Source organism: Methylobacterium sp. EM32, from assembly GCF_040593685.1.
Classification (GTDB): Bacteria; Pseudomonadota; Alphaproteobacteria; order Rhizobiales; family Beijerinckiaceae; genus Methylobacterium.
In genome coordinates this window covers 1-16,218 of the sequence record NZ_JBEXZS010000079.1, presented here as the reverse complement: position 1 = coordinate 16,218, position 16,218 = coordinate 1, and the positions used below count along the sequence as shown (strand labels likewise).

The window sequence follows — 16,218 nt, the reverse complement described above, 5'->3', positions numbered from 1 at the left end:
GGGGGCCGGCCGGAGATGACGATGACCGTTTCCTCACAAGATGCCGCGGCGGAGTGGCCGCTCGCGATCTACCGCGCCTTGCGCGAAGCCGGGGTGACGCAGGCCTCCTACGTGCCGGATGCCGGGCATGCCCGGTTGATCCGCGCGCTGCACGACGACGCCGCGGTGCGCACCACCGTCCTGACGACCGAGGAGGAGGGGATCGCGCTCGCGGCCGGCGCCTGGCTCGGCGGGGACCGCGCGGTGTTGCTGATGCAGTCGAGCGGGGTCGGCAACTGCATCAACATGCTGTCGCTGCCCGCGACCTGCCGGTTCCCGTTCCTGACCCTGGTGACGATGCGCGGCGAGTGGGCCGAGTTCAACCCGTGGCAGATCCCGATGGGGCTCGGCACGCCCGCGGCCCTCGAGACGATGGGCGTCACGCTCCTGCGCCTCGACCGGCCGGAGGAGGCGGGCGAGGTGGTGGAGGCCGCGGCGAACCTCGCCTTCGACGGCGACCGGCAGGTCGCCGTTCTGATCTCCCAGCGCATGCTGGGGCGCAAGAAGTGGGTCGAGGGCAAATGAGCCGGGGAGATCACCGCATGTCGGACACGAGCAAGTCGGACGATTCCGGGACGCTCGATCGCCGCCGGGCCGTCAAGGTCCTCCTCGCCGAGCGCCGCGACCTCCTGGTCGTGACCGGCCTCGGCTCGCCGTCCTACGACGTCTTCGACGCGGGCGACCACGACGGCAACTTCTACCTCTGGGGCGCGATGGGCGGGGCTGCCCTCGTCGGCCTCGGGCTCGCGCTCGCGCAGCCGGCGCGGCCGGTCGCGGTCGTGACCGGCGACGGCGAGCAGATCATGGGGGCGGGCGGCCTGATGACGGTCGCGGTGGCGGCGCCGGGCAACCTCACGATCGTCGTCCTCGACAACGGCCATTACGGCGAGACCGGCATGCAGCGGAGCCATGCGGGCCTCGGCGTCCGGCTCGACCGGGTCGCGCAGGCGAGCGGGATCGAGGACGCTGTCGAGATCGCCGACGAGGCCGGGCTCGCGGCCTACCGGCCGAAGCTTCTCGCCACCTCCGGCGGGCCCCGCTTCCTGCGGGTGCGGATCGCCTCCGGGCACGTGGAGCGAGCGCTGCCGCCGCGGGACGGCGTCTACCTCAAGCACCGGATGCGCGGGCATCTCGGTTTTATGGTCTCGTAGGGCGCTCCCGGGGCCCGGCCTGGAACGCGGTCGCGAGGCGCCAGCGCCCCTCGCGCACGAGCGCGGCGATCTCCGTCCGCACGAGACCGGCCACGGCGGCGCTGGCGATCGAGGCCGGTTTCGCCGTGGCCGAGGCTAGCACGACCTCGCGGGCGATGCCCGGCGCCGCGAAGGTCGCGCTCTCGAGGCGGCCCTGCTGCAATTCGGCATGGATCGCCGAGGGCGGCAGGATGGTGTAGCCGATCCCCTCCTCGACGATGTTGGTCAGGACCCGGAAGGAATCGGCCTCGACCACCACGTCGACCGCCAGCTTCCGGCGCGCCGCCGCCTTCTCGACGAGGCGGCGCAAGCCATGCGAGTGGCTCGGCAGCGCGAGCTTCTGGCCGATGAGCCAGGCGAGGTCGACGGGCGCGCGCTCGGCCAGCCCCGAGCCCTTCGGGCCGACCGCCACCAGTTCGTCGCGCCCGAGGGTCTCGACGTCGAGATGCAGGTCGACCGCCGGGCCGTAGATGATCGACAGGTCGACCCGGCCGCGATGCAGCCATTCGACGAGGTGCCCACCGTAGCTCTCGACGATCCGGAGCGCGACGTTCGGCAATTCGGCGACGGCGCGGCGCGCGACCCGCGCCGACAGGACCGCGCTCACCGTCGGCACCACCCCGAGCACGACGCTGCCCGAGGGCATCCGGTCGAGCGACTGCAGGTCGTCGCGCACCTGCTCGATCTGGCGCACGAGGCTGAGGCTGCGCTCCAGGAGCAATTGCCCCGCGCCCGTCAGCACCATGCCGCGCCCGTTGCGGACAAACAGCTCGGCCTTCAGCTCGTGCTCCAGCAGCTTCATCTGCCGGCTGAGCGCCGGCTGCCCGATGCGCAGGAGGTCCGCCGCCTTGCTCAGGCTGCCGAGCTCGGCGATGGCGTGGAACGTCCTGAGGGTGCGAAGGTCCAAGGGTCGGGTTCCGTCGACCGGTCGGCGCTCACGCCGCCCGGTCCAGCGGCGTGATCCGGGCGATCTCCGCGCCGACCTCCCACTCGAGCGTCTCGAGTTCGTCGGCGCGCTGCAGGTTGAGCCAGAATTCCGCCGGCATCCCGAGATAGCGCGCGAGCCGCAGGGCGGTATCGGTCGAGATCCCGACCTCCCTCACCGCGACATGTTCAATGCGCGTGCGCGGCACAACGCAGGCCCGCGCGACTGCGCCTGCCGACAGCTTAAGCGGCTCCAGGAACTCCCCGCGCAGGACTTCTCCCGGATGCATCGGCGGGAGCACCGCGTCGGTGTCGAACTCGATGGCCATGCCGTCCCCCCTCTCGTGCGGCGATCATGCCGAATACCATCGGGTCTTGCATGCCGTGCACAGTTATCCGCGCGAAACCGGGCCGGACAGTAAACAATAGCTGGTCGCGGCGCGCACGCAGCGGGTTCTCATGAATCTCACCCTTTCCCGGGCGACTGAAGCGTCAGCGGAAGGAATTCCGGGATTCAGCATAAGAAGTGTCGCGAAGCGACTCTGAATGCTGCACCGTCGCAGACAAGCAGACGCTTCGCGACTTTTTGCGCTGGATCCCGGATTTCCTTTCACTTCGTTGCAGTCGTCCGGAAAAGGGCGTGGCTTACGATGAGGCGTCAGTGGCTCGCCTCGTATCGGTTCTCGCGATCAGCCCGCCCGAGCCCCTGGCGGAAGCCCGTAGAAGCGGGCCGGATTCTCGACCAGGATGCGGTGCTGGTCGGCCGGGTCGGGCGCGTAATCGGCGATGAGGTCGAGGAGCATGCCGACATCCGGCCGGGCCTCCGGGTCGTAGAGCCCGACATGCGGCCAGTCGCTGCCGAACACCACCTGATGCGGCCCTGCCTCGAGGAGCGCGCGCATGAACGGCGCCGTGTCGGCGAACGGGTAGGTTTTTCCCGACAGCCGGAACGCGCCCGACAGCTTCACGTGGCAGCCGGTCTCGCGCACGAGGCGCAAGACCGCCTGGAAGGCGGGGGCGTCCACGCCCTCCGGCGCCGCGCACCAGCCGGCGTGATCGATCATGAACGGCACCTTCAGGGCGGAGAGCCGCGGGACCAGCTCGGGGTAGAACGGTCCCTTGGCGGCGACCTGGATGTGCCAGCCGACCTCGGCGCAGCGGTCGGCCACCCGCTCCAGCTGCGCGAGGCCGACGCCGCCGCCGACGATCTCGAGCAGGCGGATTCCGGTGACGCCCGCATCCTTCAAGTCAGCGATCTCCCGGTCGCTCGTCTCCGGGCCGATCACCGCGACGCCGCGCAGCCGGTCGGGATGGGCGCGCAGGGCCTGCGCCAGCAGGCGGTTGTCGGTGCCGTGGACGCTGACCTGAACCAGCACGCCGTAGGTCAGCCCGACGGTGTCGAGCATGGCGAGGAAGGCCTCGGCCGGGGCCGGCGGCGCGGTGAAGTGGCGGTCCGGGACGAGGGGATGATCGGGGGCGGATCCGATCACGTGGGCATGGGTGTCCCAGGCGCCGGCCGGGACCGCGATCCGGCGCGGGCGGGTCGCGGGAAGGGGCCCGAGGCAGTCGCGGATGGTGCCGTCGTAGTGGAACATGGCTCACGCGCCTCCGGCGAGCAGGAAGGGAACGCCCGCCCCGGCCGCGACCCCGCGCACGGCATCGAGGAAGGCGGCGTTGAGCGGGATGCCGCCGGCAATCCGCGCGGCCCGGGTCCGGAACTCGGGCGTCCCGGCGACGAGGACCGGCCGGTCCGGATCGGCGGGCGGTGTCGCCTCCAGAGCCGCCAGGATCGCCGCCGCCTCGTCCGGAAAGGCGTCGCCATCGCGGAACGCCGAGGGTTTGAGGGCGAGGAAGAAGTGGCCGATATTGTCGGGCGCCCCCGGCCCGGCCTCGCGGGCGCGAAACGGCGAGAACGAGCCGCCGGCGAGCGTGCTGCCGAGGAGCTGCGCCATCACGGCGAGCCCGTAGCCCTTGTGGCTGCCGGTCTCGCGCCCGCCGCCGAGGGGCATCAGCCCGCCGACCTCGCCGTCGAAGCAGAGCGCGAGGCCGCGATGCGGGTCGGTGACGGGTTGGCCTGCGCCGTCCACCACCCAGCCGACCGGGAGCGGCGTGTCGTGGTAGGAATAGACCTTGACCTTGTTCGCCGCGACCGCCGAGGTCGACATGTCGAGGAGGAACGGGTCGCGCCCCGCCGCCGGCGCCGCGAAGGCGATCGGATTGGTGCCGAGCACCGGCGCCGCGCCGCCCTCCGGGATGACCGCGACGGTGCGGGCCGACGAGGTGACGAGGGCGATGCAGCCGCGCCGCGCCGCCATCTCGGCGTAGAGGCCGGCGGCCCCGAAATGGTGCGAGTTGCGCACCGCGACGGCGCCGACGCCCATCCGCTCCGCCTTGTCGACCGCTAGCGTCACGGCCCGGATCGCGGCCGGGTGGCCGAGCCCCGCATCGGCGTCGAGGAGGGCGGTCGCCGCATCGTCGCGCACGAGGTGGGGGCGCGGCCGCAGGTTGAGGCCGCCGGCCCGCCGCATCCGGTCGTAGAGCGGCAGCATCGAGGCCCCGTGCGACTCGATCCCGCGCAGGTCGGTCTCGACCAGCATCGCGGCGACCGCCTCGCGGTCGTCGGGCGCCATGTCCCAGGCCGCGAGGATCAGGTCGATCTGGTGGCGCAGGGCCTCTGCGGTGACGAGCGTCGGGCGCTCGCCGCCCGGTCCTTGATCAGGCATCCGCATCCTCCGTGTCGGCCGCCTCGGCGCGGGCGAGCCACGCGATGCCGGATTCGGCGTCGAGGCCTTCGTCCGGCAGGGGCGTGGCGCCCGCGAGCGCGACGGTGCGCCGGTAGCGCGCGATCGCCGCGCGGGTGGTCAGGCCCGGCACGCCGAGGGCGTCGAGCTGGGCGGCCGCCTCCTCCATCTCGACCATCCGGCGCCCGGCATGGGTCGGATGGGTGCGCAGGTACATGGCGATGTGGTCGGCGAGCGGCGCGCGGTCGTAATCGGCGAGCAGGCCGACGAGGTCGGCCCGCAGCCCGAGTCGCTCGGCGCCCAGCATCGCCTCGACGACCACGGCGTCGAGGCCCTTGGTGAAGACGCTGCGCAGGAGCTTCAGCGCAGAGGCGTCGCCGACCCGCGCCGCCGGCCGGGCCTCGATCCGGAAGCCGAGGGGATTGAGGAGGTCGGCCAGCCGCTGGGCTTGCGGCCCCGCGGCGAGGAGCGGCGTCGCCGCCCCGTGCAGGCTCACCGCCCCCATGATGGCGACGTCGACGAAGCCCGGGCCGACGCGCCCGGCGACCTCGCGGACCTGGAGCGGCGCCGCGGCGGTGCAGTCGGCGACGAGCGCGCCCGGCGCGAGGTGCGGCAGGATCCCGGCGGCCACCGCGGGCAGGGCCTCGCCGGTGACGGTCAACAGGACGATGTCGGCGCTCGAGACGGCCTGCGCCGGCGGCACCAGCGGCAGGCCGAGGGACTCGGCCGCGCGCATGGCCCGCGGGCCGTCTCGCGAGGCGACCGCCAGCGCGACGCCCCGCGCCGTGAGCGCCCGGGCGAAGACGGTGCCGACCTCGCCCAGCCCGACCACCGCAACGTTGCGTAGCGCGCTGATTCCTGTCTCGCGCGGGGCGCTCATGCCCGCACCAGCGGGCAGCCGCCCTGGTCGAGCGGGCGGAACGCCTCGTCGCCGGGGATCGAGCTGAGCGTCTGGAACAGGTCCCAGGGCCCGGTCGATTCGGCCGGGGTCTTGATCCGGTAGAGCTGCACCGGGTGGATGAAGCGGCCATCCGCCCGCACGCGGCCCTTGCCGAGGAGCGGGTCGTCGATCGGGATCGACTTCAGGTAGTCGACGAGGGCGCGGCCGTCCTTCGCCGAGCCGACCTCCCGGACCGCCTGGAGGTAGAACAGGACCGAGGAATACACCCCGGCCTGGAGCGCGTCCGGGTGGATGCCGTTGTTGCGCTTCGCCAGCGCCGTGGCGAAGGCCCGGGTGGTGTCGGTGTCGGTCCAGTTCATGCTGCCGACCGCGAGCATCCCTTGGGTGTTCGCCAGCCCTGCCGCGTGCGCCACCGCCAGGTTGAATTGCGGCGCGACGATTCTGTACCGGCTGGTGGTGATGTCGAATTCCCGCGCCTGCTTGACGGCGTTCGAGAGGTCGACGCCGCCATTGGCCAGCACGATGACGTCGGCGCCCGAGGCCTGCGCGGTGAGGAGGTAGGAGCTGAAATCGGGCGCGCCGAGCGGGTGGCGGACGGCGCCCGCCACCGTGCCGCCCTGCGCCTTGACCAGGGCCGCGATGGTGGTCTCCAGGCTGGTGCCGAAGGCGTAGTCGACGGTGATGAAGAACCACCGTTTCCCGCCCTGCGCCAGCACGCCCTTCACCAGGGCGTTGGCGTTGCCGTAGGAATCCCAGGTCCAGTGGATCGTGTTGGGCGAGCATTGCGGCCCGGTGAGGTCGGTCGTGCCGACGCCCGAGGGGATCATCACCTTGTTGCGCTCGCGGGTGATCGGCACCGCCGCGAGAGCGCAGGCCGAGTTCGCGAAGTCGAACACCGCGTCGACGCCGTCCTGGTCGTACCACTTGCGCAGGATCGCCGAGGCGACGTCGGCCTTGTTCTGGTGATCGGCCGAGACCACCTCGATCCGCCGGCCGCCGACGCTGCCGCCGAAGCGCTCCACCGCCATCCGGGCGGCCTCCACCGAGCCGTTGCCGGTGAGATCGGCGAAGATCCCGGTCATGTCGGTGAGGACCCCGAGCCTGACCACCTCGTCGCGGCCTTGGGCCCCGGAATCTTGAGCACGGGATTCCTGCGCGCGGGACTGGCCGCCGGCGAGGCAGGCCGCGCCGGCGAGCGCGGCGAAGCGTCTCCTGGTCAAGGTCATGGGTGATCCTCCCTCGATCGGTGTTTTGAAGTATTTTGTTTTTTACTGTTTTTTAGTCGGAACAACATCTGTTCTATTTGATCTTCAGGACTCATAGTCCCGGCGTCATCCCGGGGCTCGACGAAGTCGAGAACCCGGGACCCATAACCGCCGACGGTGACGACCGAGGCGGCTGGCGTACCGCCTCGTCCTGAGCGGTCGGCGGTTATGGATCCCGGGTTCCGCTGCGCGGCCCCGGGATGACCAGGAGGGTGGCAGGATCGGTCGCGAGCTCGGGCACGCTCTCGGGACGAGGTTGCGGTTGGGATGACGTGTCCGATCCTGCCGCGCTCGACTTCAGATCCACGACCCGGTGGTCGAGATACTCGAGCTCCCGCCGGATGATCTTCTCGGTTTCGGTCCGGGGGATGTGGGCCACCCGCTCGGCGTAGCGCGGCAGCATGAAGGCCGGCAGCACCCGGGCGAGGTCGCGGCGCAGGCAGCCCAGGTCGAACCCGTCCTCTGCGATGATCGCCGCCTTGATCTCGTCGCCCATGATCGGGTCCGGGACGGCGACGACCGCGCAGTCGAGGATGCCCGGCAGCTTGCGCAACTCGGTCTCAAGCTCCTGCGGAGCGACCATCTCGCCGCCGCGGCGGATGATCTCCTTGGTGCGGCCGTGGAAATACAGGAAGCCGTCGGCATCGAAACTGCCGACATCGCCGGTATGGAACCAGAGATTGCGGCAGGCGGCGCCGAACGCCTCGGGCTTGTTGTAGTAGCCCAGCAGCATCAGGTTCGGCCGCCGCGGACGCACCACGATTTCGCCGCGCTCACCGGGTTGCACCGGCTCGTCGGCGGCATCGACGATCGCCACCTCCATGTCGGGCCGCACCCGGCCCGCCGAGCCGAGGCGGTGATCGGCGGCGTTCGAGCCCGAGACCCAGCCGCCGACCTCGGTCATGCCGTAGAGTTCGTGCACCTTGATGCCGAACCGCTCCTCGATCGTCCCGGCGAGCGCCCGAGTGGTGCCGCCGCCGATCGCGAAGCGTAACGAGTGGTCGCGCTCCGGGGCCTCGTAGCGGGCGGCCAGGATGGCGAGCACGGTCCCGACGAAGGTGCAGCCCGTCGCCCCGAGCCGCCGCGCCTCCGCGAAGAAGGCGCTGGCCGAGAAGCGCGGCGCGATCGCCAGCGACGCCCCGGCGGTGAGGGCGCCCATCAGCGCGTACATCTGCGGGTTGGTGTGGAACAGCGGCAGGTAGACGAAGATCCGGTCGTCCTCGGAGAGATCGAGGATACGGGCGGTCTCGCGCCCGGTGGCGAGGTAGCCGGCTTGCGCGCACATCACGCCCTTCGGCAGCCCGGTCGTGCCGGATGTGTAGAGGATGGTGCAGAGGTCGTCAGCCGCGCGGGCCGCCGGCTCGGCCTCGGGCGCGTCGGCGAGGGCGGCGCCGAGATCCGCATCCGCCGGGATCCGCAGCCGGGGCAGGGCGGCGCGCCCCTCGCGCAGGTCGTCGGCCCGGGCGCCGAGCCAGGCCTCGTCCGCGACGACGAGCGTCGCGTCCGACTGGCCGACCAGGTAGTCGATCCGCTCGCCCATCACCTGGTTGTTGAGGCAGACCGCAACCGCCCCGGCCGCCTGGATGCCGAACCAGGCGACGAGGTAGCCGACCGAGTTGCCGGCGATCAGCGCGACGTGGTCGCCCGGCCGGATGCCGACCCCCGCGAGGCGCGCGGCGAAGCGGCGCGCGAGGCTCCAGACCTCCGCGTAGCTGTGCCGGCCCCCGGCCGTGACCGCGAAGGGCGCGTCGGGCCGGCGCGCGGCCTGGGCGGCGAGGAGATCCGCGATCACGACGCGGCCGCCTGCTTGACGATGTACTTGGCGAGCGTGTTCCGGAGCACTTCCGTCGAGCCGCCGCCGATCTCGTAGGTCTTGGCATCGCGAAAAAACCGGTTGAACGGCGCGTTGACCATCGTGCCGTAGGCGCCGCAGACCTGCACGGCCTTGGAGGCCACCTCGGTCGCGACCTCGGCCGCGACGAGCTTGGCGGCGCTGGCATAGCGCAGGACGTCGCCATGGTCGGGCGCGTCGAGCGCCTCGGCCGCGCGGGTGACGAGCAGGCGGGCCGCGTCGATGCGGGCCAGCATATCGGCGAAGTACCACTGGATGCCCTGGAACTCGATCACCGTCCGGTCGAAGGCGACCCGGCTCCGCGTATGGGCGAGCGCCGCGTCGAAGGCCGCGCGGGCGATGCCGATGCTGATCGCGGCAGCGAGAGTCCGCGAGTAGTCGAGGGTGGTGACGGCCTGGCGCACGCCCTTGCCGTCCTCGCCGATCAGGTGGTCGAGCGGCAGGCGCACGCCGTCGAGCCGGATGTTGACGTGGGGACCGTTGCGCAGGCCGAAGGTCGCCGAGTTGCGCCCGATATAGGACGAGAGGCCCGCGCTCTCGCGCGGCACCGCGAAGGCCGACACCCCCCGCTCGGTCTCGGCCAGAATGACGAAGAACTCGGCCTGCGACCCCGAGGTGATGAAGGACTTCTCGCCGTCGAGGATCCAGGCATCGCCCTCGCGGCGCGCCTTGGTGTCGAGCGTGCGGATGTCGCTGCCGTGCGAGGCCTCGGTCAGCGCGTAGGAGGCGATCATCCCTTGCGCGAAACGCGGCAGGTAGCGGTCCTTCAGGCTGTCCGAGCCGAACAGGCGGATGATCGTCTGCGCCTGGAAGATGGTGATGAGCGAGATCGCGACCGCGGCGCTGCCGTAGCCGACCTCCTCGCACACCGCCGCCGCCGCCGTGTGGGGCGCGCCGCCGCCGCCGTAGCGGGTGGGCAGGCAGATCGTGTTGCAGCCGAGCGAGGCCAGATTCCGGACGATCTCGGTCGGGTAGAGGTCCCGCTCGTCGATCTCGTGGGCGGCCGGGACGATGGTCTCGGCGACGAACGCCCGCAGCCGGCGAACGAGGTCGTCGTCCGCACCTGCGGGCCAGAAGCCCTGTGCCGTATCCATGAGGTTTCCTTCCCGACCACGACGCTAGTTCGCCGGCTGTTGATCGTCAATCGGATTAATAATATCATATAGATGATATAGGAGAGTCGCTTGCCCCGCACCCGAACCGCCAAGGCCGCTGGCGTCACCGTCAAGTCGTCGATGCGAACGCTGGAGATCCTGGAATATTGCGACGCGGTGCAGCGTCCGGTGACGGTGTCGGAGCTGGCCGACCGGCTCGACTACCCGCAATCGAGCACCTCGACCCTGGTCCAGAGCCTGGTGAATCACGGCTACCTGGTGCTCGGGGCGGACGGACGCAGCGTCAAGCCGAGCAGCCGGGTGTCGGCGCTCGGCCGCTGGGTCGATCCCGCCGGCCCCGAGGCGGATCTGCGCGCCCTGATGGACGCGGTCGCCGCCGCCACCGGGCACACGATCCTGCTCGGCGTGCCCTCGGACCTCTGCGTGCGCTACGTCGACGTGATTCCGAGCCGGCACCCGATGCGCCTGGAGATCCGGGTCGGCGACCGCCTGCCGCTGGTGCGCTCAGGCATGGGCCAACTGCTGCTCTCGCGGATGCCGGACGCGGCCATCCTCCACGTCGCCGCGCAGACGCGGGAGCGGGTCGCGGCCCGCGGCGCGGCCGGCGTCGGGGCCACGGCTTTGGCCAACCTCTGGAACGATGCCCCTGTCGTGCCGGACGATGCCGAACTGCTCGATGCGGTCGCCGCGATCCGGGCCCGCGGCTACGCGCTCTCGCTCGGCCAGGTGACGCACGGAGCCGGCATCCTCTGCCTTCCGGTCCCGGCCTCCCCCGGGAGCCAGGGCCTCAGCGGCCTCGGGATCGGCGGCTTGTCGAGCCTGATCGCCCGCGACGAGCGGGCCATCCTGGAGGCGGTGGACGATGCCGCGCGCCGGCTCGGCTTCGCGATCCCGATCGGGGCGGTGGGGTAGGGCGGGGATATCCGTGCGGGACGAGGACGGCTTGCCAGTTCGTCGTCAGGCGCTCCCGTTTCCCACATCACCAAGAGCCGATCTAACTTGTAAGCGGGCAGCACTGCTAAACACTTTTCCTCTCCCACCCACAACCTCATCCTGAGGTGTCAGTCGATCGACGATCGGCTGACCTCGAAGGAGGTCTCCAGAGATCGCGGAGACTTCTGGAGGCCTCCTTCGAGGCTCACTGCGTTCGCACCTCAGGATGAGGTCGCGGGTGGGATAAAATCGACGGTTTAGTCAGACTGACTCGCGGTCGTCCGGCAAAGGGGGAGCGGCCCATGACCACCCGTCCGCACCGCTCCCACCACCATCACGGCACGGCCCGCGCCGCCCGTACCTCCGCCAGGAAGGCCCGCGCCAGGCGCGACAGCGGCTCGGCCTCCGACCACAGCATGAAGGCCTCGACCGGCGTGCGCGGCTCGAACGGGCGCACCACCACCGGATGGGCGCCGCCCTGCGCGGGCGAGAACGGGTCGACCACCGCGACGCCGACGCCGGCGCCGGCCAGCACGCAGGCGGTGTTGCAGTAGCGCACCTCCACGGTCGCGTCGAACGGCACGCCGGCCCGTGCGAAGGCGTCGCGCAGGGCTTCGCCGAGGCGGGTGCCGCGTTCCAGCCCGATGAACGGGTGGCGGGCGAGGTCCGCCGGGGTGACGCTCGGCTTCAGGCTCAAGGGATGGTCGGGGGCCATGACGCAGACCATCTCGCCCCGGTGCACCACCTCGTGGGCGATGCCGACATGGTTCGACAGGCCGAGCGCGAAGCCGAGCTCCGCCACCCGGCCCGACACGCCCTCGATCACGCCCTCGTAGCGGCGCACGTCGAAGAACAGCCGTGTCTGCGGCCGCTGCCGCACGAAGGCCGCGAGTGCCCGGGGCAGCAGGCCGTAGGCCAGCGGCGGCGTCGCCATGATGGCGAGGTGGCCGTGCCGGTTCTCCCGCAGGTCGCGCAGGCGGTTCTCCAGCTTGGCGTGGAGCGCGAAGATCGCCTCGCTCTCCCGGTAGAGCGTCATCGCCTCGGCGGTCGGAAACAGCCGGTTGTTGATGCGGTCGAACAGCGGGAAGCCGGCTTGCGCCTCCATCGCCTTGAGGGCGTTGCTCACCGCCGGCTGCGACACCGCCAGCTCCTCGGCTGCCGCCAGGGTGGTGCGGTGCCGGACCACCGCCCGCAGGATCTCCAGCTGCCGCAGGTTCATCATCACTCCACATTATAGTTCGGCTTAATTTATCATAGGACGCTGGATTGTGGAGGCGTAAGGGATGTGCATGATTGGGGCATGGAGGTGGGCCGATATAGCGTAATGCCTATAATTCAAGCATGATGCCCACTCAGAGGTCATGATGTCCCGTATCGTCACCGTCGCGGCGGCCCAGATGGGCCCGACCCAGCGCGCCGATTCCCGCGCCCACACCCTCGACCGGCTGATCCGCCTGCTCGAAGAGGCGGCGGGACGCGGCGCGACGCTGGTGGTCTTTCCCGAACTCGCCTTCACGACGTTCTTCCCGCGCTGGCTGCTGGAGGGCGACGAGCTGGACCATTATTTCGAACGCGCGATGCCGAACCCGGCGGTCCAGCCGCTCTTCGATCGCGCGAGGGAACTCGGTGTCGGCTTCAACATTGGCTACGCCGAGCTGACGTCGTCGGGCGAGCGCTTCAACAGCACGATCCTGGTGCAGCCGGACGGATCGATCCTCGGGCGCTACCGCAAGGTCCACCTGCCGGGCTCGGTCGAGCCGCGGCCGGGCGCCCGGTTCCAGCAGCTCGAGAAGCGCTACTTCTCCTACGGCAATACCGGCTTCCCGGCCTTCCGGGCGGGCGAGGCCTGGCAAGGCGCGATCGTCGGCATGATGATCTGCAACGACCGGCGCTGGCCCGAGGCCTGGCGGGTGCTGGGCCTGCAGGGCGTCGAGCTGATCTGCGTCGGCTACAACTCGGCGGCCTACGATCCCAACGGCGGCACGAGCGAGGACGCCTCGTTGCGCACCTTCCACTCGATGCTGGTCGCCCAGGCTAACGCCTACATGAACGCCACCTGGGCGGTCGCGGTGGCGAAGGCCGGGGACGAGGACGGCTCGGGCCTGATCGGCGGCTCCTGCATCGTCGATCCCGACGGGCGCATCGTCGCCCAGGCGCAGACCCTCGGCGACGAGGTGGTGGTGGCCGCGTGCGACCTCGACCGCTGCCGTCAGGGCAAGGATAAGATGTTCAATTTCGGCCAGCACCGCCAGCCGGCTCAGTACGGGCCGATCACCGAGCGGGCCGGCGTGATCGAGCCGGCGCCGGCGCCCGAAGCGGCATGATCCTGGCACGGCCTTTCCCCGGGGCGGGTGAGCAATGACGAGGGACTCATGAGCAGCGGACGCGCCCTCGCCGAGGGTTTTCCCGATCTCACCGGCCTGCCGACCGCGCGGCGGACCCATTGGGGCCGCTGGCTCGCCGCCGGCCTGATCCTCGTCGTCCTGGCGCTGGTCGGGCGCGCCTTCGCGCAAGGCCAGATCGAGTGGGCTTACGTCGGCCGCTTCCTCACCGTGCCGGTGATCCTGCACGGCATTGTCAATACCCTGACGATGGCGGTGCTGGCGATGAGCCTCGGCATCGTGCTCGGTCTCGTCGTCGCGGTGATGCGGCTCTCGCCCAACCCGGTGCTGAAGGGGGTAGCCGCCGGCTACACTTGGCTGTTTCGCGGCACGCCGCTGATCCTGCAATTGCTGCTGTGGTTCAACCTGGCGCTGGTCTTTCCGGTGATCGGGATCCCGGGCCTGTGGTCGGTAAAGTCGGTCGAGGTGATAACGCCGTTCCTCGCCGCGCTCCTGGGCCTCGGCATCAACCAGGGCGCCTACACCTCGGAGGTGATGCGCGCCGGCCTGCTCTCGGTCGATACCGGGCAGTACGAGGCCGCGCAGGCGATCGGCATGGGCCGGCTCAAGGCGCTCTACCGGATCATCCTGCCCCAGGCGATGCGGGTAGTGCTGCCGCCGCTCGGCAACGAGTTCATCGGCCTGGTCAAGGCGACCTCGCTCGCCAGCGTGATCCAGTATCCGGAGGTGCTGCACGCCGCCGAGAACATCTACTACGCCAATTCCCGGGTCATCGAGCTCCTGATCGTCGCCGGCCTGTGGTACCTGCTGATCGTCTCGATCCTCACGCCGCTGCAGATGCTGCTCGAGCGGCGCTTTGCCCGCGGCACCGCGAGGATCACCCGATGAGCGCCCGGCCCCTCGTCACGTTCCGCCGCGTCTCGAAGAGTTTTGGGACCTTCAAGGCGCTCGACGACGTCTCGCTCGACGTGCGCGCCGGCGAGGTGATGTGCCTGATCGGCGCCTCGGGCTCGGGCAAGACGACGTTGCTCCGCTGCGTCAACCAGCTCACCCGGATCGATGCCGGCGGCATCTGGCTCGACGGCGAATTGTTGGGGATGCGCGAGTCCGGCGGGCGGCTGCACGCCTTGAGCGAGCGCGAGGTGGCGCGCCAGCGCCTCAAGACCGGCATGGTTTTCCAGCGCTTCAACCTCTTCCCGCACAAGACGGCGCTCGAGAACGTCACCGAGGGCCCCGTGCAGGTCCAGGGCCGCCGGCCGGCGGAGGTGCGGGACGAGGCGGTGGCTCTGCTCGCCCGGGTCGGCCTCGCCGCGAAGGCGGGCAACTATCCGGCCCAGCTCTCCGGCGGGCAGCAGCAGCGCGTCGCCATCGCCCGGGCGCTCGCCATGAAGCCGCAGCTGATGCTGTTCGACGAGCCGACCTCTGCCCTCGATCCCGAGCTCGTCGGCGAGGTGCTGGCGGTGATGCGCGAGCTCGCGCACTCCGGCATGACCATGATGGTCGTCACCCACGAGCTGGGCTTCGCCCGCGAGGTCGCCGACACCGTCGTCTACATGGACCAGGGCGGCATCGTCGAGGCGGGCACGCCGGCCGAGGTCCTGGGTGGGCCGCGCGAGGCCCGCACCCGCAGCTTCCTCTCGGCGGTGATCGGCTGAGAGTCGTTTTCGAGACTGCACGAGGAGGTTTTGGTGAAGCGCCTGATCGCGACCGTTGTGATGAGCCTGTCGACCGCCGTGGCCGCGGCGCAGGACGCGCCGAAGGCCGCCCTGCCACCCGACGTGGTCAAGAGCGGCACGCTCAAGGTCGCGATCGTGCCGAACTATCCGCCGATGGAGTTCAAGAACCCCGAGACCGGCCAGCTCACCGGCTTCGACGTCGATCTCGGCGACGCGCTGGCGAAGAAGCTCGGGGTCAAGCTCGCCTGGCAGGAGACCAGCTTCGACCAGATGATGCCGGCGCTCGCGACCGGCCGGGTCGACGCGATCCTGTCCGGCATGACCGACCTCGCGACCCGGCACGACACCGCGACCTTCGTCGACTACCTGCGCAGCGGCCCGCAATTCTTCGTTCGCAAGGCCCGCGCGCCTGAGTTCACCGGCATGGCCTCGCTCTGTGGCAAGAAGGCCGGGGCGAGCCGACGGACCTCGTTCCCACGCGAGATCGCGGCCTGGAGCGAGCAGAACTGCAAGGACAACCCGGTGGTGTTCGTCGGCACCGAAGGCTCGGCCGATGCCCGCACCCAGCTCAAGCAGGGCCGAATCGACGCCGCCGTGCAGGGCAACGAGACGCTGCCCTACGTGATGGGCCTAGAGCCCGACACCTATCTCCCCCTCGGTACCCCGATCGCGCTCCAGTACACCGGCATCGCGATTCCCGTGAAGGAGACCGGCCTGCAGCAGGCCGTGGCCGGCGCCCTCGACGCGCTGATCGCCGACGGGACCTACAAGGCGCTCCTGGAGAAGTGGAAGCTCACCGAGAACGGCGTCGACAAGGCGCTAATCAACGGGGCGAAGTGAACAGCCGATAATCATCGGACGTCCGTTGCAGAACACGACGCGAAGCTCCTCTCCCCGCGTGCGGGGAGAGAGGCCCGATCACCCCTTGTCGGGTGATCGGGGGGCCCGCAGGGCGAGGGTGAGGGGGTGTCTCCGAGTGAGGCTCTTTCGGCACCACCCCCTCACCATCGCTCCGGCTTTCGCCTCCGCTTGCCGCGCCCTCTGAACGAGGGCTCGGCCCTCTCCCCGCCCGCGGGGAGAGGAGAAATCCTGCGCCTCTTCTATCCCGGAACAGTGCTGCCGCACGGGTGACGGGAAGAGCGCGAATCTCTCGACGCTGGCGCTCCCGAAATCCGCGAAGCCAGTCACCCACACGAGACCCCCCATGAACCGCGCCGCCCTCGACAGCATCCCGCTCACC

At 70.6% G+C, this 16,218-nt stretch carries 16 protein-coding genes; 7 read left to right on the top strand and 9 right to left on the bottom strand.

The window, feature by feature from the left end:
• Nucleotides 1-21: 21 nt before the first annotated feature.
• Nucleotides 22-564: a thiamine pyrophosphate-binding protein gene (locus ABZT49_RS11675; protein WP_355286235.1), complete on the top strand. Its 543-nt coding sequence runs from the start codon at nt 22-24 to the stop codon at nt 562-564.
• Between the two features lie 17 nt (nt 565-581).
• Nucleotides 582-1,190, top strand: coding sequence for a thiamine pyrophosphate-dependent enzyme (locus ABZT49_RS11670; RefSeq protein WP_355286234.1), 609 nt, complete (start codon nt 582-584; stop codon nt 1,188-1,190).
• Here ABZT49_RS11670 and ABZT49_RS11665 read toward each other — a convergent pair.
• From ABZT49_RS11665 to ABZT49_RS11630, 8 genes are all read right to left on the bottom strand, one after another.
• Complete coding sequence (locus ABZT49_RS11665; RefSeq protein WP_355286233.1) at nt 1,177-2,136, bottom strand: LysR substrate-binding domain-containing protein; 960 nt, start codon at nt 2,134-2,136, stop codon at nt 1,177-1,179. The genes ABZT49_RS11670 and ABZT49_RS11665 overlap by 14 nt on opposite strands.
• A 28-nt stretch (nt 2,137-2,164) precedes the next feature.
• Nucleotides 2,165-2,482, bottom strand: a complete 318-nt coding sequence (locus ABZT49_RS11660) for a HigA family addiction module antitoxin (protein ID WP_355286232.1) — start codon at nt 2,480-2,482, stop codon at nt 2,165-2,167.
• Nucleotides 2,483-2,842: 360 nt separating this feature from the next.
• On the bottom strand, nt 2,843-3,748 hold the full coding sequence (locus ABZT49_RS11655; RefSeq protein WP_355286231.1) for an amidohydrolase family protein: 906 nt from the start codon (nt 3,746-3,748) through the stop codon (nt 2,843-2,845).
• 3 nt (nt 3,749-3,751) lie between these two features.
• Nucleotides 3,752-4,876: an Ldh family oxidoreductase gene (locus tag ABZT49_RS11650; protein ID WP_355286230.1), complete on the bottom strand. Its 1,125-nt coding sequence runs from the start codon at nt 4,874-4,876 to the stop codon at nt 3,752-3,754.
• On the bottom strand, nt 4,869-5,774 hold the full coding sequence (locus tag ABZT49_RS11645; protein WP_355286229.1) for a DUF1932 domain-containing protein: 906 nt from the start codon (nt 5,772-5,774) through the stop codon (nt 4,869-4,871). The genes ABZT49_RS11650 and ABZT49_RS11645 overlap by 8 nt, the downstream gene beginning before the upstream one ends.
• Nucleotides 5,771-7,021: an ABC transporter substrate-binding protein gene (locus ABZT49_RS11640; RefSeq protein ID WP_355286228.1), complete on the bottom strand. Its 1,251-nt coding sequence runs from the start codon at nt 7,019-7,021 to the stop codon at nt 5,771-5,773. Before ABZT49_RS11640 ends, ABZT49_RS11645 begins: the two co-directional genes overlap by 4 nt.
• 205 nt (nt 7,022-7,226) lie before the next feature.
• Nucleotides 7,227-8,852: an AMP-binding protein gene (locus ABZT49_RS11635; protein ID WP_355286227.1), complete on the bottom strand. Its 1,626-nt coding sequence runs from the start codon at nt 8,850-8,852 to the stop codon at nt 7,227-7,229.
• Nucleotides 8,849-10,006 carry an acyl-CoA dehydrogenase family protein gene (locus tag ABZT49_RS11630; protein WP_355286226.1) on the bottom strand — a complete coding sequence of 386 codons (1,158 nt, stop codon included), beginning with the start codon at nt 10,004-10,006 and terminating at the stop codon, nt 8,849-8,851. Before ABZT49_RS11630 ends, ABZT49_RS11635 begins: the two co-directional genes overlap by 4 nt.
• 90 nt (nt 10,007-10,096) lie before the next feature.
• On the opposite strand from ABZT49_RS11630, the gene ABZT49_RS11625 reads away from it, so the two are divergent.
• Entirely contained in the window at nt 10,097-10,939 is an 843-nt protein-coding gene (locus ABZT49_RS11625) for a helix-turn-helix domain-containing protein (RefSeq protein WP_355286225.1), read from the top strand.
• A gap of 355 nt (nt 10,940-11,294) precedes the next feature.
• Here the strand turns inward: ABZT49_RS11625 and ABZT49_RS11620 are convergent, their stop codons facing one another.
• Nucleotides 11,295-12,179: a LysR family transcriptional regulator gene (locus tag ABZT49_RS11620; protein ID WP_355286224.1), complete on the bottom strand. Its 885-nt coding sequence runs from the start codon at nt 12,177-12,179 to the stop codon at nt 11,295-11,297.
• A gap of 145 nt (nt 12,180-12,324) precedes the next feature.
• Here ABZT49_RS11620 and ABZT49_RS11615 point away from each other — a divergent pair, with 145 nt between their 5' ends.
• Genes ABZT49_RS11615 through ABZT49_RS11600 form a run of 4 tightly spaced genes read left to right on the top strand, consistent with a single transcriptional unit; the run spans nt 12,325 to nt 15,818 of the window.
• Nucleotides 12,325-13,284, top strand: a complete 960-nt coding sequence (locus ABZT49_RS11615) for an N-carbamoyl-D-amino-acid hydrolase (RefSeq protein WP_355286223.1) — start codon at nt 12,325-12,327, stop codon at nt 13,282-13,284.
• 48 nt (nt 13,285-13,332) lie between these two features.
• A complete protein-coding gene (locus ABZT49_RS11610) occupies nt 13,333-14,190 on the top strand; it encodes an amino acid ABC transporter permease (RefSeq protein WP_355286222.1) in 858 nt (285 codons plus the stop codon).
• Nucleotides 14,187-14,957 carry an amino acid ABC transporter ATP-binding protein gene (locus tag ABZT49_RS11605; protein ID WP_355286221.1) on the top strand — a complete coding sequence of 257 codons (771 nt, stop codon included), beginning with the start codon at nt 14,187-14,189 and terminating at the stop codon, nt 14,955-14,957. Before ABZT49_RS11610 ends, ABZT49_RS11605 begins: the two co-directional genes overlap by 4 nt.
• 33 nt (nt 14,958-14,990) lie before the next feature.
• A complete protein-coding gene (locus ABZT49_RS11600; RefSeq protein ID WP_355286220.1) occupies nt 14,991-15,818 on the top strand; it encodes an ABC transporter substrate-binding protein in 828 nt (275 codons plus the stop codon).
• Nucleotides 15,819-16,218: the final 400 nt, after the last annotated feature.

Excerpts from the sequence above, each read along its gene's own strand:
- ABZT49_RS11660 (WP_355286232.1), bottom strand. The coding sequence starts at position 2,482 with ATGGCCATCGAGTTCGACACCGACGCGGTGCTCCCGCCGATGCATCCG.
- ABZT49_RS11620 (WP_355286224.1), bottom strand. The coding sequence starts at position 12,179 with ATGAACCTGCGGCAGCTGGAGATCCTGCGGGCGGTGGTCCGGCACCGC.
- ABZT49_RS11645 (WP_355286229.1), bottom strand. The coding sequence starts at position 5,774 with ATGAGCGCCCCGCGCGAGACAGGAATCAGCGCGCTACGCAACGTTGCG.
- ABZT49_RS11615 (WP_355286223.1), top strand. The coding sequence starts at position 12,325 with ATGTCCCGTATCGTCACCGTCGCGGCGGCCCAGATGGGCCCGACCCAG.
- ABZT49_RS11630 (WP_355286226.1), bottom strand. The coding sequence starts at position 10,006 with ATGGATACGGCACAGGGCTTCTGGCCCGCAGGTGCGGACGACGACCTC.
- ABZT49_RS11610 (WP_355286222.1), top strand. The coding sequence starts at position 13,333 with ATGAGCAGCGGACGCGCCCTCGCCGAGGGTTTTCCCGATCTCACCGGC.
- ABZT49_RS11605 (WP_355286221.1), top strand. The coding sequence starts at position 14,187 with ATGAGCGCCCGGCCCCTCGTCACGTTCCGCCGCGTCTCGAAGAGTTTT.
- ABZT49_RS11655 (WP_355286231.1), bottom strand. The coding sequence starts at position 3,748 with ATGTTCCACTACGACGGCACCATCCGCGACTGCCTCGGGCCCCTTCCC.
- ABZT49_RS11675 (WP_355286235.1), top strand. The coding sequence starts at position 22 with ATGACCGTTTCCTCACAAGATGCCGCGGCGGAGTGGCCGCTCGCGATC.
- ABZT49_RS11640 (WP_355286228.1), bottom strand. The coding sequence starts at position 7,021 with ATGACCTTGACCAGGAGACGCTTCGCCGCGCTCGCCGGCGCGGCCTGC.
- ABZT49_RS11650 (WP_355286230.1), bottom strand. The coding sequence starts at position 4,876 with ATGCCTGATCAAGGACCGGGCGGCGAGCGCCCGACGCTCGTCACCGCA.
- ABZT49_RS11670 (WP_355286234.1), top strand. The coding sequence starts at position 582 with ATGTCGGACACGAGCAAGTCGGACGATTCCGGGACGCTCGATCGCCGC.